Raw genomic sequence first — 23,177 nt, 5'->3', positions numbered from 1 at the left:
GCATTCCTCCCCCGAGGCTGTCGGTGCCTGTCACCACGGTGAACGTAACACCCGTTCGCGAGGCCAGGGGACTGGTAGCTTGGCCGCGTGGTTGACATCGGGGGAATCAACGACTGGGACGCGGCGGGGCTCGAGCGGCTCAGTGGCTCACTGGCCAGCAGGACCAACACATTGATCGATCTGGGTGATCGGCTCGATCGCATGAAACTCATCGACGGTTGGGTAGGGGAGACCAGCGAGGAAGCCCGGCGCGCGTTCGATGCCGTCGTAGATCATCTGACGAACTCCGCGGCGCAGGTCGGCGCCGTCAAGAGGCTCACCGACGACACCGAAGAAGCCGTCATTGCGCTGAAGCGGGCGCTCGCCGACCTCTCGTCGCTGGCTTTCGAGAACGATTTCGCAGTGCTCGACGACAACACGCTGTGGGACAGATGGGCTTTCGAGCGGCCGCCGAGTCAGACCGACGCCCAGGCCGCCGACCGCCAGCGGATGAAGACCGAACTCCTCGAACGCATTGCCGAAATCGTCCGTCGCGGAACCGAAATAGCAGACAATGCGGCCAGGGTCATGACAGCCGCCGCGCAGAACGCAATCACCGATCGCGGCAGCACCGACGTACGCGAGGCAGCCGGGATCGGTGGTGACGAGGGGGCAACGAAGGCTCCGATGCCGCCCGAAGACGGCAAGCCGACCCGGAACAACGAATGGTGGAATTCGCTCACCGACCAACAACGCGAGTACGTCCGCACGGAGCGCCCCTACTGGATCGGCTCCCTCGACGGCATCCCCGCCGCCGAGCGGTCGTCGGCGAATCTTGCCTTGCTCGAGATCGATCGCAGCACCATCGACGGGCAGATCAACGAGGCGCAGGCTCGCGTCGAGCAGACCGGCAGCGCAATGGACGAGAAAAGACTGGAACTCGCACTCGACAAACGTGCGTCGCTCGATGCCGTCGAACATGTGATGTTCCAGGTGGACGAGAACGGGGATTTCCTGCTGGGATCGGACGGTCGGCGCGTCACGGTTCCGGATCGGCAATTGCTGTCCTTCGATGCCTCGCCGGATCGCACTCTGGCCACCGCAGTGGTCGCGGTGGGAGACGTCGATACCGCCGATCACGTATCCGTCCACACCCCGGGCTTCACCAGCACCGTCCACGGCGGGCTCGGCAACCTCGTGGATGACGCCGCAGGCATCCGTCAACTCGCGCAATGGCAACTCGATCACCACAGCCCCGATTCCGCCGGACAGAGTGTGGCATCGGTTGCCTTCATGGGATACGAGGCACCACAGAACGTCGGCGTGTTGTCCGATAACATGGCTCGGACCGGGGGCGACAGGCTCGCGTCGTTCCTCGACGGCATTGATGCATCCAGGGCCGATGACCCGCACCTGACGGCCGTCGGACACTCCTATGGTTCTCTCGCAACAGGATTCGCGTTGCAGAACGGTACCGGTGTGGACGACGCGGTATTCATGGGATCGCCTGGGGTCGGCACCGACAGCCTCGGAGCACTACACATCAGCGGTGACGCATACACCCTCGCGTCCGGCGGAGATGGAGTCGCGGCGCTGGCCGCATTCGACGGTGACCCACGCGAGATCGCCGGAGTGCACGATCTGTCGACGCGGGCCGCCGACATCGTGATGCCCGACGGCACCGACGTCGCGCTCATGTCCACCGATCGATTCACCGGTCCCATCGTCGACCGGATGGGGAGCCACAGTGACTACTACGAATTCGACACCACGAGCCAGTTCAACCAAGCTGCCGTGATCGCGGGCATTCCCGATGTGGCGTTAGCCCGATGATTCGACGCGGAACGGCCTGTGGCGCAATGGCATTGCTCGTACTTTTGGGAGGATGCATGAACAACACGCCGGAGCCGACCGAGGGGGAACATCGCCCACGTGGGAAGGCCGACTCGGAAATCGTTGCCGAGCAGACCGCCGCGCTGTTCGAGGAATTGAAGCAGCGGGAAGGCAGGCAGAGCACGGTGGAGCCGAAGTTCGAGCGGATGCAGGAAGACATCAAGGCGGCGATCTCGACGCTGGTGCCGGGCCTGGAATGGTCGACCACCCGCTCGCGCAGCGAGTCGCCCTGCAGCGAACCGTATTCCAACACCCCGGGCCTCAACGTGACGCTGGTGCCCTTCAGCTCCGACACTCCGATTCCGGCCGACCGGTGGCCGGCTGTTCTCGAGGCCGTCAATTCCATCGCCGTGGCCAACGGATTCGACGGAGTGGATCTCGATCACCAAGATGCACAACGGAGCTCGGTGAGTCTCCGTGACCCCGACGGCGGACAGATTCTGCTCGGTGCGGGCGGACGCACCGCGCTGATGATCACCACGGGCTGCTACTTACGATGATCCGTTGGGTCGGAACTACACCCGATTCATTCCTGCCGTGTGGGTTGGATCGATGAGAAACAGGCTGCTGCCGTCCAATCCGTCTCTGCGGTGGATGTTTCCGCGTAAGCCGGCCTCGACCAGCCGCACTGCGATGTCGTAGATTTCCTCGAGTCGTGCGTCAGTGAGGTCCGGCCGAATCGCGAGGTGAATTTCGTCGCCGATGTGACGCAGCACCGCTTGGAAGTTCGGGCTCACCGCGCTGTAGAGGTCCTCGCACTGGACCGCCAGCTCGTCGGACATCACGTAGTCGTCTTCCGCGCCGAGCAGTGGCGTCACACCGAAATCCTCCAGCAGGTCGATCAGCTGCACGGCACTGCGGCCGACCGCCGTCGATCGATCCGCCTGCACGCCCGATTCCAGTTCTTTCGTCGTGAAGATCAGTGTCGCTTCGGCGCTGGGATCGAGCAGACCGAGATCCGCACGCATCGCCTTGAGCAGCAACGAGTGCATCCTGGTGATGTACGCATGCTCGCTCTGCAGACGCTCGTGAGCAGGACCGGGGATTCCGGATTCGGGTGCCAGCGGGGTGAACACCCGACGATCGATGCCCGTCGACAACTCCAAAGCCAACGGGTGAACGCGCCTCCGAGCGACAACCAGCGCGGCGGTGAGCGCTAGGTTCAACTGGTCGTAGGCCTTGTTCAATGCCCGCGTTGCAGCCTTCAGATCGCCGACCGGCGTCGACACAACGGCTTCCGAAATCCCCTCGGCCACAACCCGATCGACGTTGGACAGTGCGAAGAGCAACTCCTGATATCTCGCGGTCACCTGATCGCGATTCCACGAATCGTTGTCGCTGGACTGCCGCACCTGCCGATCGACCGAGGTGTGCAGTGCCGCCAACTCCCGCGACATCACATCCTCGTTCGCGCCGACACGCCGCACACTCACCGCCGCCCAGGCAGCACCGAGCGCGGCAACGACGACGACGATCAAGGTCCACACCGAAATCGCAGACACACCCGACTCGGAAGCAGCAAAGACGCTGGTAGTCATGGGCTACATGATGCACGAATGTGTTACATGTTGTCCTTCTTTCGTGCTCTGAGGCCAGGTGCGACATGCGGAAGTTCTCGTGCCGCGATGCGGCGCGGGTCGTTCTCCAGCAGCGAGTCGATGAGGATTCGGCGTGGATGCGACGCTGCACCGGTAATCACGTACTTCTGACCGGGCCGCACTCGGTCGGCCTCGGCGACAACCTCGTCCGGCCATACGGTCCTGTGGACGACGTCGGTCTCGCGTAATGCGTCGGTGACGATTCGTCGCGGGTCGTACTGGCGCAGGTCCAACGTTTCCCATTCACTGCGTCGTAATGGAACGCCCATCTCTTCCTCCGCTGCGGTGCGGGTGCTGTCGACAAAGCTGCGCAGGGTGCGCACGGCCTGCCCGAGTCGATGGGCGTACCCGGGCAGGCGCGACGGCCCGAGCACGAACCCGGCGATGATCGCTACCAGGAACAGTTTTTCGAAGGTCAAGCCGAACATGATGTGAGCTCCGGTTTCGGTTGTGTCAGGGAGCGTCGAGCCGCTCGTCTGTCGTGTATCTCGGTGATCGCGAGAGCCGCGCCGAACAGCGTTGCCATCGGAACCGCGACCAAGAACATGGACAGGACGTCGGCGGCGGGGGTGACGAGCGCACTGAACAGGGCGATCGTGACGACGCTGAGCCTCCAGCTGCTACGCAGCCGACGCGCCGAGAGGATGCCGAGGCAGTTGAACATCACCAACAGCGCCGGTAGGACGAAGGCAACACCGGTCGCCAACACGATCTTCATGACGAAGTCCACGTAGTACGACGCGTTGAGGATGGTGCTGTCCTCGTCCGAAGAGAACCCGGCGAGCACGCTGACCATGCGGGGGAAGATGGCGAACCCGAACACACACCCGGCCACGAAGAGCGGGGCCGCGGCGGCGGAGAATCCGTACACGTACTTCTTCTCGCGACGCGTCAAACCGGGGGTGAGGTAGGCGAACAGCTCGCGCAACCAGACGGGACTCGACACGATCACGCCAGTGAACAACGCAATTTTCAGCTCGAGATCGAAAGCGCCGGTGACGGTTTCGAAGTTGAGGCTGGCCTGCCTGGTGAGGGCGAGTTCTTCGACGGGCGCACGCAGTATGTCGAGTATCTGATCGGAGAGAGCGAATCCGATCGCAATTCCGACGAGCAACGACACCGCCGCGCGTACTGCGCGGCGGCGTGCCTCGCGCGCATGCCCGGAAAGGGGCATCACGCCCCGCGACTCGGTAGCCGCTGTCGGTGCGTCTCGTGTGGCGGTGGCCGTGGTCACGACGCGTGTCGGTACGGGACCGGGGTCGACGCAGTATCGGCGAAGGTCGGTGCCGTCGTGTCGCCCGCATCGTCATGCGCGGTCGCTGTCTTGTCATCGCGCACTTCGTCTTTCAGGATGCGCATCGACTGGCCGACGCCCTTGGCGAGTGAGGGCAGCTTGGTGGAGCCGAACACGAGCAGGAGAATGGCGAGGACGATCAGGGCGTGCCATCCAGTGAGGTTGTGCAACATGGTAATTCCTTCGGTGGTGTTAGGTATGGGTGATCAGTTGATGGGTGTGGAGCCTGCGCCGGGTGGGCCACCGGCCGGGGGAGTGCCGCCGCCCATCGGGGACTGCCCGCCGCCGGATGGAGCTGCGCCGGCCGTCGGTTCGGTGGTGGTGTCGATGGCCACGGCGAGCGAGCCGACATATCCGGCGGTGGGGTCGCCCGAGAACGTCCCCATCTGCAGGTCGTAGCCGTCGCCGAACACATTGTCGTTGTCGAGACTGCCGAGTTGCGCGAGGTTCTGCGCCGATCCGGGATAGGTGTCGAGCTGGTAGATCGCGTCGAGCATGTTCTGTGGGAATGCGATCTGCGAGGTGGCGATGGCATTGTCTGCGGTGGTCGCCGAGGCCGCATCGGGGTAGACCTCGAAGTGGATATGAGTCCCGCGGCCGCTGTAGCAACCGGGAACGATGGTGTCGAAGGTGACGGTGCCGTTCGCGTCGGCGACCTGGATGCCGCGCAGGTACGTCTCGTCCTCGACACCCTCCGAGTACATCGAATACAGGCCTGCCGCATCGCATTGCCAGATGTACACGGCGGCGTTCTCGAACGGGCGATTGTCGTTCGCCATGTCGGTGAGCGTGAGACCGATCGAGAGAGGAACTCCGCTGACAGTGGTGCCGCCGTCCAGGCTCGAGGTGATGTCGCGTCGGACGATGCCCGACTCCTCGAGCACGTTGACACCGTTCGATCCGTCGGCCGGGTAGGGTCCGTTGGTTTCGTCAGGGATTTCACTTGTCGCGGCGGTGGTGGCAGTGCTAGATGCGGTTGCCGTTGTGGCGGTAGCGCTTCCGGAGCTCGACGTGCTCGAGCAGGCAGCCAGGGCCAATGCGCCGGCTCCCGCGCCGACGATACTCAGCACACGGCGACGGGTGACGAGAGTGGTGAGATCGAACCCTGCACCTTGGTCCACTACCTCCTCGGTGGGACGATCGAGCAGTCGGCCCTCGTATGCGGGTCCGTCGGGCGTGGCGGTGGGCTCTGGGACACGGGTCATCTTCGTAGGACTCCTTCGTAGTGGCACTGAATGATTCGGTAGTGCCAATACTCTGGGTGGATGCAGTGAAGACCCTGAACCTGTGCTCCGAGGTTCCTGTGAACGACCCGGTGGGCCGCGACCCTACCGACGCGTGAGGCGAACCACCGCGTCGCGCAATGTCTTCGAGTGCTCTCCCGGCCTGCCGACCGTTCGTGAACGCTCGGTTGCGGTGTCGATGCGCCACGAGGAAGCGTCGAACAGGTCGGTGATGTCTGTTGTGGTGACGGTTGCCTCGTGGGGCGGCTCATCGCTGCCGTGGTGTGAATGATGCTGCGCCCCATCGTGTAGATGTCCGATGATCAACAGCGACCCGCCCGGCGCAACCCAGTATGCAATGCGTCGATAGAACTCCAGCTGCGGAATCGATGGATGCGCGTAGAGGGTCACCACCAGATCCCATCTCTTGCCCGGATCCCATGTCGTCAGGCCAGCAGGCATCTTTGCTGTTTCGGCAAATTGGGACGAATGTACGACTTCCGGGAACTTACTGCCGTTTCCCTTCGTCTGACGGTGGGGTCAATCGGTCGACGATGGGGGAATTTCAATCATGGCGAAGTGGCGAGAAACGACGAGTGCCGAGTGCCAACAGGATTTCGACGACCTGTTCGACGTGTGCGTCGAGATCGCGGCCGAGCGCATCATCGAGAACTGGGGCCTCGATCCGGTCGCCGTCGTCAACGCGACCTCCGGCGGACAACGGGTCCTAGTGGCCCCTCGATCGGAGACCGACCGGAACTCGTCGTCCCGCAGTCCGATCCGCGACTGGCTCGTCGCCGATCTGCGAGCCACGTCCGATGACGTCCGGTCGTACGGCATCGTTTCGAACGTGACCGTCGAGGGGGCGTCGGACACACGTCTCGAGATCTTGCTCGAACACCGCGAGTACGCGATGCAAATTCTGGTTCCTTACACGATGCCCGATACGAGAACATTCGATCTGGGTCCGACGAAAGCGGCGTTGGGACAACGACTCGTGTGGGGCTGACCGGCCTCGATGCGTGTGCGACGTGCGTCACCTGCGTAACGCTTACACGGTGTGAAAGCGATGGACGGTCTGTGATCCCCGGGCGAGAACGGCATGCGATGCCGAGCGCGGTCTCGTTGGTGATCGACGGTCGTCGCCGAGTTCTTGCTTCGTTGCTCGCTGCGTTGGTGCTGTTCTACCTCGTAGCGATCGGTGTATCGCGGTTCGATACGAACGGTGCGGGTGCAGTCGGTGAAATGTGGGCCGCGGCAGTGGCTCTGACCGGCCTGCTGGCGCTGGCAACGCGGCGACCCAACCCGATACGGCAGGGAATTGCCATCACGTGTGCGGCGGTGGCACCGGCCCTGACGATGGTGTTCCACGAATACGTCGAAGGCCAGGTGTGGGCGCTGATACCGGCGATGTTTCTTGCGCTCTACCTTCGGGCGACATACCGCGTCGTGCCTGCACGCGTGTTGTGTCTGGCATTGGCTGCGCTCTCGTCGACGGCGCTGTTGCTCTCTCCCGCCCCGGTGCCGATGCTGTGGGCTGTCCTCTATGTGGTGTGCATCCTCGGAGCTGCAGAGGTGTTCGGCGCGCTCGGTGCAGACCTGATCGCCGGCGCTCTGCGTGACCCGCTGACCGCTACGTGGAACCGTGCCGGTATCGCCTACGCGGCAGAGAATCTCGCTGCCGGCGCGGCCCGTCGATGGGAGAACATCGCCGTGATCGTATTCGACGTCGACCACTTCAAAGCCGTCAACGACAGGCAGGGCCACGCCGCAGGCGACCGCGTACTCACCGAGGTTGCCGACCTGCTGACAGCCAATGCCCCCGCCGGAAGTGTGGTGGCCAGGCTCGGCGGCGACGAATTCGCCGTCCTCGTATCAGCACACGACGAGGAGCAGGTCGACGCTCTCGCCCGAAAGCTGATCGAAGGACACCCGGTGGGAGTCACTTACGGAACGGCTGTCGGCGATCCGAACACCGACGTGCTCGAATCGCTGCTCCCCCTCGCCGACGCCGACATGTACCGGCGAAAGGCATTGCGCCGCAGGGGTTGAGGTGGTCGGCCTGGATTTTCTGCAAACGCGCGCGCGTTCGCCAGGTGCGCGCGAACTATGCCCGGATCGGTGGCGAATCCGGGCGCGTTCGGCAAGTGCGCGCGCGTTTGCGAAACCGGGGATCGGCGCGCCCATCGGCCTAGTCCAGGGGATTGGCACTCTCGACTGTCGAGTGCCAAAATGGAGTCACATTCTTGCTTGAAAGGAGTCAACAGTGACGGTCACCTCTCCCAACTTCGATGCACGTGAGTTGGACGACGACATGCCGCCCAAGTGGTGGAATCGGCGCATTCGTACCCGCGCTCAGGTGACCGAATACGCCGTGATGTTCGGTGCCTTGTCGATCGTCTCGTTCTGGGCTGTCGGCCTCGGCATCGCGGCAGGTCTGATCGCCGTCGCCTCCGCGTTGTGGGCCGATCGCAGCCCCGACCTCTCGGGTCCGCGCGCCGAACGTAGCGACGCTGCGCTGGCCATCGGCACCGGCATCGTCGGAATCATCGTGGGGTTGGGCTTCGTTGCGATGGTGATGTAGAGCGGCTTCGCCGCATGTGAATGGAACTTCGTAGCCTGCTACGAACTTTCGGTCACGACCACAGCGCCGAGCAAGGGCCGGTCGATCGCACAGCGGTCGGCCGGTTTCGTCGTTTCGAAGGATGGTGTCAATGTATCTGCGACGTACCGTTGCACTAACCAAAGTTATATGTGACGCTGTGTAGCGTAAACATTGTTCGGGACGCAGGCGGAAGGACCACCATGACTGCAGTCGACGACGCACGAACGCTCTACCGAGACAATCTGCATGCCCTGTCGACAGCATCGGTGCATCAGCACTTCGACGCCTTCCTCGACATTCCCTGGGACGAGCCCGAATACGCGGTAGTCCCCGATGACCCCCGCTGGGTACTCCCCGACGAGGACCCGCTCGGTCACACCGACTGGTACAAATCGCTTCCCCTGGACCGGCAGATTCACATCGGCATGTATCGCCAGGCCAGCATGGTCAAGGTGGGGCTGCAGTTCGAGCAGATCCTCATCAGCGGCCTGATGCACTACGCCCTCACACTGCCGAACGATTCACCCGAATTCCGGTACTCGACGCACGAGGCCACCGAAGAGTGCCACCACACGCAGATGTTCCAGGAGTTGGTGAACCGCATCGGCATCGACGTGCCGGGCGGACCCGCGTGGTTCCGCAAGATCGTGCCCGTTCTGGCACTGTTCGCTAGCCGATCCGCGCCGTTCGGATTCTTCGTCGGCGTGCTCGCGGGTGAGGAGCCGATCGACCATATGCAGAAGGGCATTCTGCGCAGCGGAGCGGTCGGCCATCCGTTGGTGATGCGCGTGATGCAGATTCACATCGCCGAGGAAGCGCGCCACATCGGCTTCGCGCACCAGTATCTGCGGTACAAGGCTCCTCGTCTCGGGCCCTTCGAGAAGGCGTCCATCTCGGTCCTCATGCCTGTCATCATGCGACTGCTGTGCGACGTCATCATGAAACCGAGCAAGCAGATGCGACGCGACCTCGACATCCCGGACGAGGTGGTCGACGCCGTGTGGTGGAACAGCGACCCGTCACGAAAGGCATTGCGCGACACGTTCGGTGACGTGCGAATGCTGGCCGGCGAACTGGGACTGATGAACCGCGTGTCCCGACGCGTATGGCGCGCACTCGGTATAGACGGACGACCGTCGCGTTACCGCAGTGAGCCGTCGTTCGGCTGAGTCTCGTCGAGGACGTTTTCGAGTGGCACCTGCGGGATCGCTATCCCGCGGGACGCCCCGAGTCCCTTGACCTGTAGCCAGATGGTGTCGGCGAGGAACGTGGCGAAATGATCCAGCCCAGTACGTGATTCGGTTTGCCCACTCCAACTGCGCACGGCGCCCATGCAACCCGAGACGAGGCCCGCCACCCACGGTCGCACCAGTGACCAGTCGTCTGTGGTCAGGTCCGCGTGCACGAGGGAGAGGAACGCGGCGACGCTCACCTCCAGCTGCTCGGCCAGCAGCGCATTGGTTTCTTCGAGCGGGGTCGGCGACTCCGCGCTCACGTCCTGTTCGACGAATCGCGTCCACGCGGGATGCTCGGCGACCCAGCGCACATAGGTGCTGACCACCCGATGCACCACGTCGCGGGGAGTACCGGTCAACGCGAACGACGTGACCAAGGTGGCCGTCAGCTTCGCGCAGATGGCCCGCTGGATGGCGGTGTCCAGGTCGGTGCGATCACGGAAATGACGGTAGAGCCCGGTGCGATGAACGCCCGCTTCGGCGGAGATCTGCGCGGTGGTGAGCCGTTCGCCTGGGGTGATATCACGGGCCAGAACTGTCATGGCGGCGTCGATGATGTGGCGTCGACGATCGGTGTTGTGCTGTTCCCAACGCCGCTTGCGGCCATCGGACTTCGGGCCTGCACCACCGTCACTCATGCTGCATGGTCTCACGTCGCCAGTGGTGCGGACCTCGGTTCAGGCGCCTACTCGTGTGGGGGTTCACCGGTGACCTTGTGGTCGGCGAAGTTCAGGCCTTCACGCACCAGCCGAGCGAGGTGGCCGTCGGCGAGGTTGTAGATGACGTTGCGCCCGTCGCGACGGGTTTCGACGAGTCCGGTGAACCGAAGCTTGGCCAGATGCTGACTGACGGCGGTGCGTGACGTGCCGGTCGCCGTGGTCAGTGCGCTGACGTCCGCCGGGCCGCGGTCGAGCAGCCAGAGGATGTGGAGTCGAGTGGGATCGGAGAGCATCCGAAATGTGTCGCTGGCCGTGGCCAGGCGTGCGGAGTCCGGTTCGACGGCATGGTCGAGACTGATGCGCGGTTCCTTCTTCGGTGGCATCGAACGTCTTCTCCCTACGCGGAGACGGCGACCGACAGACGGGAGCGACTCCACAGGCGTGCTGCGGACAGTGCCGCAAGTGTAGCCAAGCCTGTGAGCACCGTCGCCGCGGTGAACTGTCCGAACTGTGCCCCGACCCATCCCGCGACCGGATAGGTGAGCAGAAACGCCGCGTGCGACAGCGAAAACTGCGCCGTGAAGATCGACGTTCGGGTGCTCTCGTCGGATTCGCGACGCAGAATTCTCGCCGACGGCGTGCTGATCATCGACGTCCCGACGCCCAGGATCGTCCACGTTGTTGCGAGGGCGATCCAGGCGGTCGATCCGCCGTTCAGAGTCGATACGAATGTTGCTGCGGCGGTTCCTGTCACGGCTGTTGCCGCTCCGGCAAGCATGAGGGTGTGGTCCTCGATAGCTCCGAGGGCTCGCGGGATGAAAAGCGCTGCGAGCATCGACCCGGCACCGTAGAAGCCGAGGGCGACGGCCAGTTGGCTGCTTGATCCTCCGAAGAGGTCGCGGACGTAGACCACGGTGTTCACCACCACCAGAGCTGTTGCCGCAGCGACCACCGTGTTCAAGGCGAGCAGGCCCTGCAGCTCGGGATTCCTGATGAACGTCGAGATGCATGTAGTCGGCCGTTCAGATTTGGCCGCAACGTGTTTCGGCAATGTGGTGTTGATGACCATCGCCGCGGACACGACGAATCCCAGAGCCGTACCGACGAAGAGGGTGTGAAAGCCGATGACCGTCAACAGAGCGGCGGCGATCAGTGGGCTGATCAGTGATTCGAGGTCGTAGGCGAGCCGAGAGAGCGTCAGCGCGCGGGTGTACTGCTGGGCGTCGGGCACCACGGACGGAATGACGGCCTGAAAGGTGGGAGTGAAGGTGGCCGACGCTGCCTGCAGAACGAAGATCAAGACGTAGACCTGCCACACCTGATCGACGAAGGGCAATGCCAATGCGGTGAGCGCTCTCACGACGTCTGCGCTGACGAGCACGAGCTTGCGGGGAAGCGCGTTCGTCAGAGACGAAACTACCGGAGCGACAAACACATACGCAATCATCTTGATCGCGAGCGCGGTGCCGAGCACGGCCCCGGCGGAACTGCCGGCGATGTCGTAGGCCAACAGCCCGAGAGCGACCGTCAGCAAACCCGTGCCCAGCAATGCGACGACCTGCGCGATGAACAGGCGTCGAAAAGTGGGAATGGCAAGCAACATGGCTTCAATGTACACATATGTGCGCAAGTGCGCACTCACGCTGCGATCCCGAATTCGGGAGTTGGGTCAGCGCAGCATGGTCGCAATTCGAGGCGCGGCGTCGTCGACCGTTTCGGCGATGATGTCGTAGTGGGTAGCGCCCGGAATGGGCCGGTACGTGACATCCTGTGCGCCGCCCGCGAGCAATTGCGCGGCCAGGGCGGTGGCACCCACCGGCGGTACCACCGTGTCGGCCAGGCCCTCTTCGATGACGACAGGTTCGGTGTAGCCGGTAGTCGGTACGGCCATGTACTCGCGTAGTGCCGCGGCCATCGCGGGGTCGGACAGCGGTCGGCTCAGCAGTTGCTGCGGAGCGACACCGTCAACGGCCTCACGGAGATCGACGATGCAGCGGTCTTCGGCCGATGCCACGTACTCACGTCCGAGATCGCTCAGGTAGCTGTCGACGTCGAGATCCGGTCGAGAGTCTTTGAGCCCGAACAGAATATAGATCAGTGTTGCAGTGACACCGTCGAGTTGAGGGATACGCGGCAGTGCAGGACCGAGAAGGGGAAGCACGTCCTCGATGTTCGATGCCGGTGCGAACGCCACTACTCCGCGGAAGTCGGACGGTGCGCCGTACGAGTTCGCGGTTGCTGCCGCGGTCAGTGCCGCCGCGCCGCCTTGAGAGTGTCCGGCCGCCACCCAGGTGCGCGACAGCGCGGGGAGCGCATCGGCTGCTGCGCCGACGATATCGATGACGGCGCGTGCTTCCGATGTGGCATTGAGGTAGTGATGGGCATCGGGGGTACCGAGTCCGATGTAGTCCGACGACACGACAGCTGATCCGCTCCTGAGCAATTGGGACAGCAGAGGCTTGGAAAGCTCGACGGCCATCGGATCTTCGGTGCCGGCGTCGAGTGTTGAGTTCATCGCGCAGGCGTCGCCGACGCCCACGGTGCCCTTGGCCCACGACACGACCGGCCAACCGCCCTCTGGCGCGGTGCCTGCGGGAAGGTAGATCTGCCCCTTCGCGACCGTCGGGCGACCGTGCTCGTCGACAGTCGAATAGGAGACCGCGAAGCCGGTGCCTGCGCCCTCGATCAGTCTCGGCAGTGGAGTGAGGGACTCGGCTGGGGTCGCGCCGGCAAGGGGTGACGTCAGTGTCGCCACGACCACGACCGCCAACAACGTGGATGTGAACCGAACCGACATGTGCCCCCCCCTGCATCGAGCGGCCGTCACCGACTTGCGCTCAAATCCGCCGCGAGGCAAATGCCCCGCGTCGAGCAGAAACATACATCGACCTGAGGTTCTACGTCCGCGGATGTTCGACCCTGTAGGCGCTGTAGAGGTACAGAAATCCGGTGACGGTACCGCCGAGGCATCCTGCTGCGAGGTCGAGTGTGGTGGAACCCGAGTTCGTCAGGAAATGCACTATCGCGAAGCCGACCCCGACTGCGGGGACAAGCGCGAGCGCGTTGATGTAGTCGGCCCTGGTTGCGCCGCACTTCTTGCTGAGGGCTCCGGTCATGACCCACTCACGAAAAGGCTTCTGCACCTTGGTCTCCTCATGCAGTCCGAGTTGCCCGGTTCCGTCACGGTACCGGATAGTCGGTTTTGTTAGGGTTCGGGCATGCGCGCTCTTGTTTTCCTTGCTGTGCTCGCGATCGTGTACAACTGGCCGCTGTTCGGGGACAGTCCCGGTCAGTGGTCAGCTCTGTCGCAAGGCATCATGGTCGGTGCGATCGTCAGCACGGCAGTGACACCCGCGGGATGGAAGGCGATTCGACGGATGCGTGGTCGGGTGCGGTCTTAGATCCGCCTCGAATCGGGTGCAGGCAACCGCGCTCAGCGCGGCTGCCTGCACCCGATTCCGTCGATGGTGGCGACGATTTCGGCGATGACCCGATCCATGTGTTCGGTCAAGTCAGTCCACGTGTAGCGAAGTATCGTCCAGCTCTGGGCGATGCTGTTCTGCCTCGTCCGGTCCCGTTGGAATGCTTCTTGATCGGAATGGAACGCCCAACCGTCGATTTCGATCGCGACCATCTCCACCAGGAACGCGATGTCGAGTTCGTATCCGCCCCAGCGATAGTTGACCACCCAGCCGCTGATCTTGCGGACCTCGAATTCGCGAAGCAGGAGGCGCTCACCCTCCGAGCGAGCACCACCCGCTGCGGCTTTGAGCAGCCGCTCTGCCTTCGGTGCGCCGGTGCGGCCCGGGTTCCGCGCATGTGCCCGCCGTAGAAGTTCCAAGCTCGTGTGTCTTTGAAGTGCCCGATCCATGATGTGCGTCTTACCGATCGACGCTTCGAGGACAGTCAGGTCGAGTGAAGTGACCCGGAGCTCGCGGCGCACGACAATATCTTTGCTGTGTATGTCCCGGCGGCGAAGTCGGCATCCCTCGGCGCGGCTTCGCCCTTTCCGCGGGACAGTCACCTCGATGATGCTCGGCACCTCGGAAACTATTCGGTGCCAGTACGCCGCGGCTTCCCCGCTGAGCGCAGCTTCTGTTCCCGCGCCCCATACCGCGCACCGAATGCGAGCGTCGGAGGTGAACGGGCGGTCCGCGACGAAGAACACCCCGCGGTGAATCGCCATCCACGTCCCCGCGCGCACCAACCGATCGACTGCATCACCGCTGATGCCGCAGGACTCGGCCTGAGCGCGGGTGATCACGCCGTCGTGCTTCGCCAACCATCGATCGAGCATGTCCACTTGGACGTTCACTGCGCCAATGCGGTTCCACTGAGCGAATCGGGTGCAATGGACCGCGCTCAGCGCGGCTGGCTGCACCCGATTCGAACGACAACGCCCTGTGTGTTTGAGTGAATCGCATGGATTGGGTTGCCAAGGAGCTATGTCTGGCAGCGGCGAGCGGTGCGTGTGCGGCTGCTGTGCTTATCTGGCCGACTGTCGACGGTAGGTGGTGGGACCTGACCCTCCCTGGCATCATCGGCGGAGTGGTCGGGCTGATCGTCGGCGTAGTCGCGGTCGCCGGTGGACACTACGCAGTGCGAACTGCGGCCTTTTGGCCGCCGCGCACCGACAGTCGGTGGAGACATCGATTTGCGCTGTGTACCGCAGCAGCCGTGATTTTGTCGGTGGGAGGCCTGCTCGCGTGGGCCGAGGCCGCCTCTTTAAATCCCTCTTTGTATCCCGAGTCGTTGATAGTGCTCGCGGGTCTCGCATCTGTGAGCTACGCGTTCGCTTGCGCTCTTGCGCCTGCTCGTAGGACGCGCGGTACATGACCCTCGAAGCGCAGCCATGGAACATCAACATCCATTACGACGGGTTGCTCGATTCTCTGGTGCCGGCCGACGCGTGCGATGTTCTCGACGTCGGATGCGGTGACGGGTTCCTGGCCGCTCGCCTGGCCGAACGCATCACGCGGGTAATTGCGCTGGACGTCGATGCGCCGGTGCTGCGACGCGCAGCAGCGCGATTTCCGGCTGCACCGGTTCAGTGGATGAACGGGGACGTAGCGGTAGTCGATCTTCCCGAAGGTGGATTCGATGCGGTGGTTTCGAACGCCACCCTTCACCACCTGGGAGACACTCGCGCCGCGCTCCGCCGACTGTCGGCCTTGGTACGGCCGGGTGGGACACTGGCTCTAGTCACTTTCGTGAAACCCTCTGCGCGCGAGGCCCCTTACTGGGCACTCACGTGGGTGGCGACTGCTGTGATCAAGCGAGTGCGAGGCAATTGGAAACACACTGCGCCCGTCAGCTGGCCGCCACCGGAAACTCTCCGACAGCTCCGCGACAACACTCGCGCCGCCCTCCCCGATGCTCGAGTACGACGACTCCTCTACAACCGCATCCTGATCACCTGGCATGCGGCGGAGTGATCGACGGACGGCTTTCCGCGATCACGGGAGACAACTTGTCCTGACGCCCAGCTCGGTGATACTCGCTGGCCCCCAGCTCTGAAGGTCTGTCAGTGCGTCACGAAACAAGTTCGCCTCGAAATTAATTGGTTCCCTTCGGACGCAGACCGGCTGAACGGGCTCACGCGCATGCGTCGTGTCCGTCGAGCACCCCGATCATTCCGCAAGCGAACGCGCGGGAGACCTTCCACTCGTTGTCGAAGCGCACGAAGGGGATGGGGCCGACTGTATAGGGGGCGAGACTGCCGAGAGATCCCTGGCCGCTGGCATGGACAGTGTCGGGGCCAACCAATTCGAGTGTCGTAAATTCGATGTGTTGCGGATTCGGCTGCGCGCCCCATGCACGCGCAAGCGATACATTGCGTTCGCTGGGGCCGTCGAACAGTCGAGCCCGGTCCTCCTCCCGTACCGAGTAGTTCAGGCTGGCGTCCAGCAGCGTGGTCAACTGTTCGGCGGTGGGAACGGCATCGATGACCGGCGGCGGGGGAGCAGCGAACTGCGTCGATCGAACCGATGCAGTCGGTAGTCGGGGTTCGTCGACTTCATTGGACCCACAACCACACACCAACACCATCAGTGCGACAACGCCAAATCCGGTTCTCCTCACCGGCACAGTATGAACCGATGCTTGTGGCGACCGCCAGCAGTTCGAAGCATGGCGTCCGAGCCGACCAAAACCAGTGGAAGCCCGACGGCTCAGGTTGTTATCGTCGCAGCATGCATTTGATCTTCGAGTGACGGGTCACCCCGGCCGAGTTGAACGTCGGTAAGCACCGCGTTCGGCGGTGCCGACAATTCCGGACCTTTCTGGTCCGTCCGTCATTCATGCGCAGTTGTGTTGCTGCGCTTACACTTTGGAGATCGAATGCCGAACAATGCAGCCATCCCTGCGCGCGCAGGCGCGCAACTCCTCGCCTCCGACATCGCGGTCGCCTTCGGTGGTTCACCCGTTCTGACTGGTGTCGACATCACGGTGACACCCACATCTCGCTGGGCAATTGTGGGCGAGAACGGGCGAGGGAAGTCCACCCTACTGCACGTCCTGACGGGACGATTGATGCCAAATACGGGAACCGTGTCACGTGTTGGGACTGTCGGTGTTGCCGAGCAGGAAATGCTCACCACTGGCGAACGCACCGTAAGAGAGGTGCTTCGAGAATCCATCGCCGACTCAGTGTCTGCGTTGGCATGCCTCGACTCGGCGTCCATCGAATTAACCTCTGGCACAGCAGGAGCCGAACAGCGGTATATCGCTGCCTTGGAGCGTGTCGAGGCTCTCGATGCGTGGGACGCCGAGCGGCGGCTGGACGTTGCGCTCGACGGGTTGGGTGCAGTGACCGACAGATCTCGACTCCTGTCGAAACTGTCTGTTGGACAGCGCTACCGGGTTCGGCTCGCCTGTTTGCTCGGCGGGGATCACGACTTCCTGCTACTCGACGAACCGACCAATCATCTCGACCGAGCCGGCCTGAACTACCTGACCGGACGGCTTCGAGATCGGGTTGGAGGCGTCGTGGTAGTCAGCCATGACCGCGCTCTGATTTCCGATGTAGCGCACCAGATACTGGATCTCGACCCGACCGCGGACCGGCGTCCACGCGTCTACGGTGACGGCTATGGCAGCTATCGGGCCGGTCGTGCTGCCGAGCGGATCAAGTGGGAGCAGGAATACGAACAGCAGCTGGCCGTGACCGTTAAGCTGCGCGAGGATCTGAGCAAGGCACAGAACCGGCTCGTCAGCAGTTGGAGACCAGACAAAGGCACGGACAAGCATCAACGTGCCACGCGTGCGGGTGGACTCGTGCGGAACGTGCACCGCAGGCAGGAGGAGTTGGAATCGCAGCTGCTACCTGTTCCCGAACCACCTCAGCGCCTTCGGTTTCCGGAGTTGGTTGCCAAGTCCGGAGCCATTCTGTTGGTTGCCGATCGTGTCACGGTGAGGGGGCGACTGAACAGGCCTGTGTCGCTGAATCTGTCGGCAGGGATGAAGCAGGTGATAACCGGGCCCAACGGATCTGGGAAATCCACGCTTCTGTCCGTGCTCGCTGGTCGGGAGACCCCGACGACGGGGCAGGTGCACACAGCGCACCATGCGCGTGTCGTTCTGCTGCAGCAGGAATCGACATTGCCGGCTGACTGCAGAGCGGGAGAGTACTTTCGATCGAAGACCGATGCGACGGTCTCGTTGTCTGCCCTCGGTCTGCTGCGGCCTCGAGAGACGAACAAGCGGATCGGCGACCTGTCGATGGGCCAACAACGCCGTCTCGACCTCGCACTGGCCCTTGCCCGCCGGCCAAGCGTTCTGTTGCTCGACGAGCCGACGAATCACCTATCCATCGCGCTGGTCGACGAATTGACACAGGCACTCGACTCGACCGACGCGGCAGTAGTCGTCTCCACACACGATCGGCAGATGCTGCGCGACACAAGCTCCTGGAATGTCCTTGACCTCGAGCGCACTTGATGTTGTGGAGTGTCGACATGAACGAATTGATCGCACCTGCTCACTCGTCGGACGAACTCGTAGCCCGTGTCGCTGAACTCGAGCGGACCCAGCGGGCCGAAGATGTAGAGGGATTCCTCGCGTTGTTCGACGCCGATGCAGTGTGGGTGAGTGCGGCAGGAGTCCGTCTGATCGGGTGGCAACAGATCTCGGATTTCACGAGCAAGGTTCTGCCCGGAGCGTTCGCAGACGGATCCGTTCGATACGACGTCGAGCACATCCGGTTCATCACCGATGACGTTGCCCTGACAGGGGTCAACCAGGAGTATCTGGATGGCGTCGGGCAGCCGATGTCTCCGCCGGTCAAGGGATGCCCAACGTACATCTGGCACAGGAAGCAGGGGCAATGGTCCATAGTCAGTGGTCAGAACACGCCAGTTCCGGCCGAATGAGATGGCTTGCGTGCGGGGCGGTTTTGCTCGGTTCTGCGGATCGACGATTGGTCTACGGTCGCTCGGCCTCAACCAGCAGGATGCGACCCGTCGGGGTGGTAGCCAGTTCCGTTGATCGTCGCAATCGGGTGCAGTAGACCGCGCTGAGCGCGGCTGGCTGCACCCGATTCGAACGTCGGTCGGGTTCGTAGCGCGGTGTCATCATTCCCAACGTAAAGCGCCGTCGATGAGGGTGGGATGCCGGCCGTCGAAGGCAGTGCCCGTATGCAGGCTGTCGGCCAGGTCGGTCAACATCGCGCTCAGCGACAGCCACTTCGGACCAGCGTCGTCGGCATCGACCTTCTCGAATTCGGTGACACAACCGTGCAGCGGGCCGTTTCGGGCGTCGACGAACAGCAGATATCCGTCCGCACCGGCGAATGGAATGAAGTGAGGCAAATAGGTTCCGACGCAATCTCCGGCGGACGTCCCGGTCTGGGCTTCGGCACCCATCTCGGCGTCGATCTCACCCCACACGTCGAGTTCCAGTTTGTGCTCGTGGACAACACGTTCCAGATCGAACAGCTCATGCATGGGGAAGAGCGCCAACCACTTGTCGGGTGGAAAGCCGTTGACGAGCCCGAAGAACGAAGTCAATTCCTCGGGCCACAGGCCGCCGGTTGCGCGCATTGCGTCCTGAATCTGTTCGTCTGTGGCACCGGCAATCGAGACGGACGAGAGGTTGTCGGCGAGCCACTGGGCAATTCGGCCCCACTGTTCGACAACCGACCCCGGCGGCGTCGAGTACATCATTTACAACCAACCTTCTGGCTGATGCACGGGCGAACTGGCGATTGCTTCATTTGGATCTCTCTCCTTCGAGGGGCACAGTCAGGCTTCTGGGATTGCTCATCATCCGGAATTCATCAGGCGTCTGTTGTGGGCCGAGGTGATCGCGACTACTGGAAGTGCAACTGCAGCAATGAGAGTCATCGCTCCGGCGACCATCGAGGGAGTGGCCGCTCGGTAGTCCCACATCGACGACAAGACTGTCCACGCGCCGATCGCGGAGACGGCTTGGGCCCAGACCCGCCGCCGTGTCACGTCCCTCGGTGACGCGACAACAAACCTGCCCCACGTCATCGGCAGGCGATGCCCTTCGTTGACTCGTGCGAGTCGCAACGTGGCGTCGGTCATCATCGCCGCTCCGAGCGCCGCGACCACAAGACCCAGAAACAACATGCTCAGTACGGTACGCATTGATCGGGCTCTAGGCTGCCAGGATGACAAAGGCAGGCGATCGGCAGCGACGCAGAATTCCGCCCTGGCTTCGCGAGATGGCCGTTCTCGTTGTCGTTGCGCTGGTGCTGAGCGTCTCGTTGCAGGCGTTCGTCGGCCGCGTTTACTTCATTCCCTCCCAGTCGATGGAACCGACGCTGCACGGGTGCGCGGGATGTACGGGCGATCGAATCATCGTGGACAAGATAACGTTTCGCTTCAGTGACCCGCGACCCGGTGATGTGGTGGTGTTTCGCGCGCCGACCTCGTCGTGGAACGTCGGCTACAGCTCGACACGGTCGACCAACCCGATCGCAAAGGCGTTGCAAGACGCGGGATCATGGGCAGGGTTGGTCGCACCGGACGAGAACGACCTCGTCAAACGCGTCATCGCCACCGGCGGACAGACCGTGCAGTGTTGCGATGCGCAGGGTCGCGTCCTGGTCGATGGGCAACCACTCGACGAGCCGTACGTCGTCATGGACTTCCCGTTCAGCGAGAACACGCTCACCTGCGAGACCATGCCTCGATCCGGTCGCTGCTTCGGGCCGGTGACAGTTCCGGCAGGAAATCTCTGGATGATGGGCGACAACCGAAGCGGCTCAGCCGATTCCAGAGCCCACGCCCGAGACGAACTGGGCGGCACCGTCCCCGTCGGCGATATCATCGGCAAAGCACGCCTGATCGTGCTGCCGCCCTCGCGATGGGGCACCATCGAATCACCGACGATTCAGCAACACTGATCAGAGTCCGAGATCCCGCTTACGACGTTCGCGTTCGATGCGTCGTTGCTCTTCCGCCCGTTCCCGGCACTGGCGCAAGAATTCGGCATCCGCTTCAGGGTTCATCGCAGCTTGACGACCGGGCCGCGTCTCGTACTCCGGAAATTCGGAATTGCTCGCTCGACGGTAGTTCGATCCGCCGCCCGAACCACCCCAGAGCCCGCCACCTATCGGACGTCCTGCGAACAGCCAGGCCAGCGAGCCGGCGAACGGAAGGAATACCACCAGCAGCAGCCAGACGATCTTCGGGAGGTATCGCACCCCACCGTCGTCGGCCGTGATCACGTCGATCAGACAGAACACCCACAGCAACATCACCAGCAAGCCGAGATACGGCATCCGCTTCCTCCATGTTCGAGACCGGCCGGTCTGATGTATCGAGCATCGTAGCGGGGTAATGGCGATTTCAACAGTCGTGGCGACCTCGTCGTATATCCGCTGGCAGAGATGACCGACGACTGATAGCTTCTGTGGGCCGTACACAAACGAGGAGGTGGTACCCGTGAACGCAGTATCGACATGGGCGCTCCCTTGGTGGGATACGGTCGGACGATAGGTCGTCCGGGAGCGCCGCTGAGCAGCACTCCCGAAAGGTACGACCATGCATTTCACTTCCGAACGACGCCTCGACGATCACGTCGTCGAACGTAGATTCACCCTCGGTGACATCCCCGGAATTCTCTGGACACCCGCATCCTCGACTGCGCCGACGCCGCTGATCTTCATGGGTCACCCAGGCGGCCTGGACATGATGTACTCGCGACTGTCCGCCCGGGCCCGCAGCTCGGTTGCCGCAGGCTATTGCGCCGCCACCGTCGAACTACCGGGCAGCGGTGAGCGCCCACGATTTGCCGATGTAGAGGCCGCCCGGGCCGATCTGCGTCACGCGATCACGGCAGGCGAGCCGGTGTCCGACGACGTTGTCGATCGACTGGTTCTGCCCTTGGTCGAGAAGTCGGTGCCGGAATGTCAGGCCACTCTCGATGCGCTCCTGATGCTTCCCGGCATCTGCGGACCCGTCGGGTATTCGGGTGGAGTGATCTCGATCGGAATTCGGCTGGCGTTGGTCGAACCACGCATCGCGGCAGCGCTCCTGTTCGCGGGGAGCTTCGTACCGCGCAGCATGTTCGACGACGCCAGGCAGGTCACCATTCCGCTGCAGGTTCTTCTTCAGTGGGACGACGAAGGAAACGACCGACAAATGGCGTTGGATCTGTACGACGCCTTCGGATCTACCGAAAAAACGTTGCACGCCAACATGGGTGGGCATACCGGTGTTCCGGCATACGAGGGCGACGCGGGGAACCGGTTTTTCGATCGGCATTTGAAGTAGCCGAGCCCGGCAATGGCCAGCGCAGTAGTGGGGGATACGACGGGTTGGCGGCAGATAGTGCCGCTCCGTCACCCCACTCTGTCTGTGCCGGCCGAGCTCAGAACTGTCAGTGATGTCGAAAGCTATGCATGGCAGCGCATCCGGCACATCGACCTCATAGGTCAATCGTGGGCACCGGTCCTGTGTCGAATCCACACATTCGGCTCGGTGTACACGGCGGTTCCGCGATTCACGTCGCAGATGACGGGCACGAGGCCGCCCGGAACGTGGACGGGTCCGGACCGGTCGAATGGCATCCCCGTCCACTCCCGCCACTCGTCCACGGTCCCCGGTACGACCATCGAACGTGGGGCGACGCTGTCGATCCGGCCGCCGGCGCGCACGTGAACCCGCAGCCACGGGTCTACGGGCAGACCGTCCGGCCGAGTTCGACGGATGTACGTATCGAACGGTTCGTCGAGATCGGTTCTGCCGTTGGGGCGAAGAGGTGCGAGTAGTTCACTGAAACCCAGTCGTCGAGCGTTGTCTCGAAGGGCGACGAGCAATGCTGTCGACAGGCCTTGTCCGCGAGCGTCCGCAGTGAACGAAATCTCCAGCGCAGACACCGCATTGGCGACCTGTCCGCCGAGTCGTGTGGAGATACCTCGACGAATTGCACCGTCCCAGCCATCGGCGGGAAGGGCTGTGGCGTCGGGCAGATGGAACGGAATCGAATGCGCCTTCCCGACAACGGCACCGGTGTCGTCTTGGTAGACGAGAACGTGATCGGCGAAGATTTCGAGAATGTTCGGGTCGAAGTACATCGATCCGATCGGGTCCTTGGTCATGAATGTCGGCCAGGACGACGTCATGTTCCAGAGAGGTTCCGCGAGATCAGGACGATCGGCGAGAACGGAGATGGTGACAGTCACCTGCCCATCGTGCCTGAGGGGGAGGCGACTGTGATCACC

At 63.0% G+C, this 23,177-nt stretch carries 29 protein-coding genes; 12 read left to right on the top strand and 17 right to left on the bottom strand.

Going from position 1 to position 23,177, the window contains the following annotated elements; all coding sequences use genetic code 11:
* The first annotated feature begins 87 nt into the window (after window positions 1–87).
* Window positions 88–1,812, top strand: coding sequence for an alpha/beta hydrolase (locus ACNEOT_RS19245; RefSeq protein WP_415976020.1), 1,725 nt, complete (start codon window positions 88–90; stop codon window positions 1,810–1,812).
* A gap of 56 nt (window positions 1,813–1,868) precedes the next feature.
* The gene (locus ACNEOT_RS19240; RefSeq protein WP_415976019.1) at window positions 1,869–2,372 is read left to right on the top strand and encodes an LppA family lipoprotein; all 504 of its coding nucleotides are present in this window, start codon (window positions 1,869–1,871) and stop codon (window positions 2,370–2,372) included.
* 15 nt (window positions 2,373–2,387) lie between these two features.
* Here ACNEOT_RS19240 and ACNEOT_RS19235 read toward each other — a convergent pair whose 3' ends face one another.
* The 6 genes from ACNEOT_RS19235 to ACNEOT_RS19210 form a co-directional block, all read right to left on the bottom strand.
* Window positions 2,388–3,410, bottom strand: coding sequence for a hypothetical protein (locus ACNEOT_RS19235; protein WP_415976018.1), 1,023 nt, complete (start codon window positions 3,408–3,410; stop codon window positions 2,388–2,390).
* Between the two features lie 23 nt (window positions 3,411–3,433).
* Complete coding sequence (locus ACNEOT_RS19230) at window positions 3,434–3,898, bottom strand: twin-arginine translocase TatA/TatE family subunit (protein ID WP_415976017.1); 465 nt, start codon at window positions 3,896–3,898, stop codon at window positions 3,434–3,436.
* Complete coding sequence (gene tatC / locus ACNEOT_RS19225) at window positions 3,886–4,704, bottom strand: twin-arginine translocase subunit TatC (RefSeq protein ID WP_415976015.1); 819 nt, start codon at window positions 4,702–4,704, stop codon at window positions 3,886–3,888. Before tatC ends, ACNEOT_RS19230 begins: the two co-directional genes overlap by 13 nt.
* The gene (locus ACNEOT_RS19220) at window positions 4,701–4,937 is read right to left on the bottom strand and encodes a twin-arginine translocase TatA/TatE family subunit (RefSeq protein ID WP_415976013.1); all 237 of its coding nucleotides are present in this window, start codon (window positions 4,935–4,937) and stop codon (window positions 4,701–4,703) included. Before ACNEOT_RS19220 ends, tatC begins: the two co-directional genes overlap by 4 nt.
* Window positions 4,938–4,970: 33 nt before the next feature.
* A complete protein-coding gene (locus tag ACNEOT_RS19215) occupies window positions 4,971–5,969 on the bottom strand; it encodes an intradiol ring-cleavage dioxygenase (protein WP_415976011.1) in 999 nt (332 codons plus the stop codon).
* A gap of 123 nt (window positions 5,970–6,092) precedes the next feature.
* On the bottom strand, window positions 6,093–6,449 hold the full coding sequence (locus ACNEOT_RS19210; protein ID WP_415976010.1) for a hypothetical protein: 357 nt from the start codon (window positions 6,447–6,449) through the stop codon (window positions 6,093–6,095).
* 109 nt (window positions 6,450–6,558) lie between these two features.
* Here ACNEOT_RS19210 and ACNEOT_RS19205 point away from each other — a divergent pair, with 109 nt between their 5' ends.
* From ACNEOT_RS19205 to ACNEOT_RS19190, 4 genes are all read left to right on the top strand, one after another.
* Window positions 6,559–6,996, top strand: coding sequence for a hypothetical protein (locus tag ACNEOT_RS19205; RefSeq protein WP_415976009.1), 438 nt, complete (start codon window positions 6,559–6,561; stop codon window positions 6,994–6,996).
* Between the two features lie 71 nt (window positions 6,997–7,067).
* Entirely contained in the window at window positions 7,068–8,039 is a 972-nt protein-coding gene (locus ACNEOT_RS19200; RefSeq protein WP_415976007.1) for a diguanylate cyclase, read from the top strand.
* 214 nt (window positions 8,040–8,253) lie between these two features.
* Window positions 8,254–8,571 carry a hypothetical protein gene (locus ACNEOT_RS19195; protein WP_415976005.1) on the top strand — a complete coding sequence of 106 codons (318 nt, stop codon included), beginning with the start codon at window positions 8,254–8,256 and terminating at the stop codon, window positions 8,569–8,571.
* A 221-nt stretch (window positions 8,572–8,792) separates the two neighbouring features.
* Window positions 8,793–9,761: an AurF N-oxygenase family protein gene (locus ACNEOT_RS19190; RefSeq protein ID WP_415976004.1), complete on the top strand. Its 969-nt coding sequence runs from the start codon at window positions 8,793–8,795 to the stop codon at window positions 9,759–9,761.
* Here ACNEOT_RS19190 and ACNEOT_RS19185 read toward each other — a convergent pair.
* The 5 genes from ACNEOT_RS19185 to ACNEOT_RS19165 all read right to left on the bottom strand — a co-directional run bounded on the left by ACNEOT_RS19185 (window position 9,734) and on the right by ACNEOT_RS19165 (window position 13,629).
* The gene (locus ACNEOT_RS19185; protein ID WP_415976003.1) at window positions 9,734–10,465 is read right to left on the bottom strand and encodes a TetR/AcrR family transcriptional regulator; all 732 of its coding nucleotides are present in this window, start codon (window positions 10,463–10,465) and stop codon (window positions 9,734–9,736) included. The two genes, ACNEOT_RS19190 and ACNEOT_RS19185, sit on opposite strands and share 28 nt — an antisense overlap.
* Before the next feature lie 47 nt (window positions 10,466–10,512).
* Window positions 10,513–10,869, bottom strand: a complete 357-nt coding sequence (locus ACNEOT_RS19180) for an ArsR/SmtB family transcription factor (protein WP_415976002.1) — start codon at window positions 10,867–10,869, stop codon at window positions 10,513–10,515.
* 14 nt (window positions 10,870–10,883) lie between these two features.
* Entirely contained in the window at window positions 10,884–12,089 is a 1,206-nt protein-coding gene (locus tag ACNEOT_RS19175) for an MFS transporter (RefSeq protein ID WP_415976000.1), read from the bottom strand.
* A gap of 66 nt (window positions 12,090–12,155) precedes the next feature.
* Window positions 12,156–13,283 (bottom strand): alpha/beta fold hydrolase, encoded by a 1,128-nt coding sequence (locus tag ACNEOT_RS19170; RefSeq protein WP_415975998.1) that lies wholly within the window; start codon window positions 13,281–13,283, stop codon window positions 12,156–12,158.
* A 100-nt stretch (window positions 13,284–13,383) separates the two neighbouring features.
* Window positions 13,384–13,629, bottom strand: coding sequence for a hypothetical protein (locus tag ACNEOT_RS19165; RefSeq protein WP_415975997.1), 246 nt, complete (start codon window positions 13,627–13,629; stop codon window positions 13,384–13,386).
* A 75-nt stretch (window positions 13,630–13,704) separates the two neighbouring features.
* On the opposite strand from ACNEOT_RS19165, the gene ACNEOT_RS19160 reads away from it, so the two are divergent.
* A complete protein-coding gene (locus tag ACNEOT_RS19160) occupies window positions 13,705–13,887 on the top strand; it encodes a hypothetical protein (protein ID WP_415975996.1) in 183 nt (60 codons plus the stop codon).
* A 32-nt stretch (window positions 13,888–13,919) separates the two neighbouring features.
* On the opposite strand, the gene ACNEOT_RS19155 is transcribed toward ACNEOT_RS19160, so the two are convergent.
* Complete coding sequence (locus ACNEOT_RS19155) at window positions 13,920–14,801, bottom strand: type IV toxin-antitoxin system AbiEi family antitoxin domain-containing protein (protein WP_415975995.1); 882 nt, start codon at window positions 14,799–14,801, stop codon at window positions 13,920–13,922.
* A 517-nt stretch (window positions 14,802–15,318) separates the two neighbouring features.
* Between ACNEOT_RS19155 and ACNEOT_RS19150 the strand changes: the two genes are divergently transcribed.
* Window positions 15,319–15,921 (top strand): class I SAM-dependent methyltransferase, encoded by a 603-nt coding sequence (locus tag ACNEOT_RS19150; RefSeq protein WP_415975994.1) that lies wholly within the window; start codon window positions 15,319–15,321, stop codon window positions 15,919–15,921.
* 160 nt (window positions 15,922–16,081) lie between these two features.
* On the opposite strand, the gene ACNEOT_RS19145 is transcribed toward ACNEOT_RS19150, so the two are convergent.
* A complete protein-coding gene (locus ACNEOT_RS19145) occupies window positions 16,082–16,567 on the bottom strand; it encodes a hypothetical protein (protein WP_415975993.1) in 486 nt (161 codons plus the stop codon).
* A 258-nt stretch (window positions 16,568–16,825) separates the two neighbouring features.
* Here ACNEOT_RS19145 and ACNEOT_RS19140 point away from each other — a divergent pair, with 258 nt between their 5' ends.
* Together ACNEOT_RS19140 and ACNEOT_RS19135 are read left to right on the top strand one after the other, a co-directional pair.
* A complete protein-coding gene (locus tag ACNEOT_RS19140) occupies window positions 16,826–18,424 on the top strand; it encodes an ABC-F family ATP-binding cassette domain-containing protein (RefSeq protein WP_415975992.1) in 1,599 nt (532 codons plus the stop codon).
* Between the two features lie 17 nt (window positions 18,425–18,441).
* The gene (locus tag ACNEOT_RS19135; RefSeq protein WP_415975991.1) at window positions 18,442–18,855 is read left to right on the top strand and encodes an SgcJ/EcaC family oxidoreductase; all 414 of its coding nucleotides are present in this window, start codon (window positions 18,442–18,444) and stop codon (window positions 18,853–18,855) included.
* Window positions 18,856–19,056: 201 nt separating this feature from the next.
* On the opposite strand, the gene ACNEOT_RS19130 is transcribed toward ACNEOT_RS19135, so the two are convergent.
* Both ACNEOT_RS19130 and ACNEOT_RS19125 read right to left on the bottom strand, forming a co-directional pair.
* Window positions 19,057–19,647: a hypothetical protein gene (locus ACNEOT_RS19130; RefSeq protein ID WP_415975990.1), complete on the bottom strand. Its 591-nt coding sequence runs from the start codon at window positions 19,645–19,647 to the stop codon at window positions 19,057–19,059.
* A gap of 99 nt (window positions 19,648–19,746) precedes the next feature.
* A complete protein-coding gene (locus ACNEOT_RS19125) occupies window positions 19,747–20,076 on the bottom strand; it encodes a hypothetical protein (protein ID WP_415975988.1) in 330 nt (109 codons plus the stop codon).
* Window positions 20,077–20,117: 41 nt separating this feature from the next.
* On the opposite strand from ACNEOT_RS19125, the gene lepB reads away from it, so the two are divergent.
* Window positions 20,118–20,855 carry a signal peptidase I gene (gene lepB / locus ACNEOT_RS19120; protein ID WP_415975987.1) on the top strand — a complete coding sequence of 246 codons (738 nt, stop codon included), beginning with the start codon at window positions 20,118–20,120 and terminating at the stop codon, window positions 20,853–20,855.
* On the opposite strand, the gene ACNEOT_RS19115 is transcribed toward lepB, so the two are convergent.
* Complete coding sequence (locus tag ACNEOT_RS19115; RefSeq protein WP_415975986.1) at window positions 20,856–21,233, bottom strand: PLD nuclease N-terminal domain-containing protein; 378 nt, start codon at window positions 21,231–21,233, stop codon at window positions 20,856–20,858. It abuts the gene before it with no gap.
* Between the two features lie 262 nt (window positions 21,234–21,495).
* On the opposite strand from ACNEOT_RS19115, the gene ACNEOT_RS19110 reads away from it, so the two are divergent.
* Window positions 21,496–22,227, top strand: coding sequence for an alpha/beta hydrolase (locus tag ACNEOT_RS19110; RefSeq protein ID WP_415975984.1), 732 nt, complete (start codon window positions 21,496–21,498; stop codon window positions 22,225–22,227).
* 161 nt (window positions 22,228–22,388) lie between these two features.
* On the opposite strand, the gene ACNEOT_RS19105 is transcribed toward ACNEOT_RS19110, so the two are convergent.
* The gene (locus ACNEOT_RS19105) at window positions 22,389–23,138 is read right to left on the bottom strand and encodes a hypothetical protein (protein WP_415975983.1); all 750 of its coding nucleotides are present in this window, start codon (window positions 23,136–23,138) and stop codon (window positions 22,389–22,391) included.
* Between the last annotated feature and the right edge of the window lie 39 nt (window positions 23,139–23,177).

It is taken from the genome of Rhodococcus sp. 077-4 (assembly GCF_047782425.1).
GTDB lineage: Bacteria > Actinomycetota > Actinomycetes > Mycobacteriales > Mycobacteriaceae > Rhodococcoides.
Note: the sequence above shows the minus strand (reverse complement) of the source record. Positions and strands in the feature narration are given on the sequence as shown.

Coding starts and splice junctions, on each gene's coding strand:
- ACNEOT_RS19220 (WP_415976013.1), bottom strand. CDS start 4,937: ATGTTGCACAACCTCACTGGATGGCACGCCCTGATCGTCCTCGCCATT.
- ACNEOT_RS19135 (WP_415975991.1), top strand. CDS start 18,442: ATGAACGAATTGATCGCACCTGCTCACTCGTCGGACGAACTCGTAGCC.
- ACNEOT_RS19175 (WP_415976000.1), bottom strand. CDS start 12,089: ATGTTGCTTGCCATTCCCACTTTTCGACGCCTGTTCATCGCGCAGGTC.
- lepB (WP_415975987.1), top strand. CDS start 20,118: ATGACAAAGGCAGGCGATCGGCAGCGACGCAGAATTCCGCCCTGGCTT.
- ACNEOT_RS19110 (WP_415975984.1), top strand. CDS start 21,496: ATGCATTTCACTTCCGAACGACGCCTCGACGATCACGTCGTCGAACGT.
- ACNEOT_RS19185 (WP_415976003.1), bottom strand. CDS start 10,465: ATGAGTGACGGTGGTGCAGGCCCGAAGTCCGATGGCCGCAAGCGGCGT.
- ACNEOT_RS19150 (WP_415975994.1), top strand. CDS start 15,319: ATGACCCTCGAAGCGCAGCCATGGAACATCAACATCCATTACGACGGG.
- ACNEOT_RS19215 (WP_415976011.1), bottom strand. CDS start 5,969: ATGACCCGTGTCCCAGAGCCCACCGCCACGCCCGACGGACCCGCATAC.
- ACNEOT_RS19130 (WP_415975990.1), bottom strand. CDS start 19,647: ATGATGTACTCGACGCCGCCGGGGTCGGTTGTCGAACAGTGGGGCCGA.
- ACNEOT_RS19230 (WP_415976017.1), bottom strand. CDS start 3,898: ATGTTCGGCTTGACCTTCGAAAAACTGTTCCTGGTAGCGATCATCGCC.
- ACNEOT_RS19190 (WP_415976004.1), top strand. CDS start 8,793: ATGACTGCAGTCGACGACGCACGAACGCTCTACCGAGACAATCTGCAT.
- ACNEOT_RS19125 (WP_415975988.1), bottom strand. CDS start 20,076: ATGTTGTTTCTGGGTCTTGTGGTCGCGGCGCTCGGAGCGGCGATGATG.
- ACNEOT_RS19240 (WP_415976019.1), top strand. CDS start 1,869: ATGAACAACACGCCGGAGCCGACCGAGGGGGAACATCGCCCACGTGGG.
- ACNEOT_RS19210 (WP_415976010.1), bottom strand. CDS start 6,449: ATGCCTGCTGGCCTGACGACATGGGATCCGGGCAAGAGATGGGATCTG.
- ACNEOT_RS19170 (WP_415975998.1), bottom strand. CDS start 13,283: ATGTCGGTTCGGTTCACATCCACGTTGTTGGCGGTCGTGGTCGTGGCG.
- ACNEOT_RS19180 (WP_415976002.1), bottom strand. CDS start 10,869: ATGCCACCGAAGAAGGAACCGCGCATCAGTCTCGACCATGCCGTCGAA.
- ACNEOT_RS19140 (WP_415975992.1), top strand. CDS start 16,826: ATGCCGAACAATGCAGCCATCCCTGCGCGCGCAGGCGCGCAACTCCTC.
- ACNEOT_RS19115 (WP_415975986.1), bottom strand. CDS start 21,233: ATGCCGTATCTCGGCTTGCTGGTGATGTTGCTGTGGGTGTTCTGTCTG.
- ACNEOT_RS19235 (WP_415976018.1), bottom strand. CDS start 3,410: ATGACTACCAGCGTCTTTGCTGCTTCCGAGTCGGGTGTGTCTGCGATT.
- ACNEOT_RS19160 (WP_415975996.1), top strand. CDS start 13,705: ATGCGCGCTCTTGTTTTCCTTGCTGTGCTCGCGATCGTGTACAACTGG.
- ACNEOT_RS19205 (WP_415976009.1), top strand. CDS start 6,559: ATGGCGAAGTGGCGAGAAACGACGAGTGCCGAGTGCCAACAGGATTTC.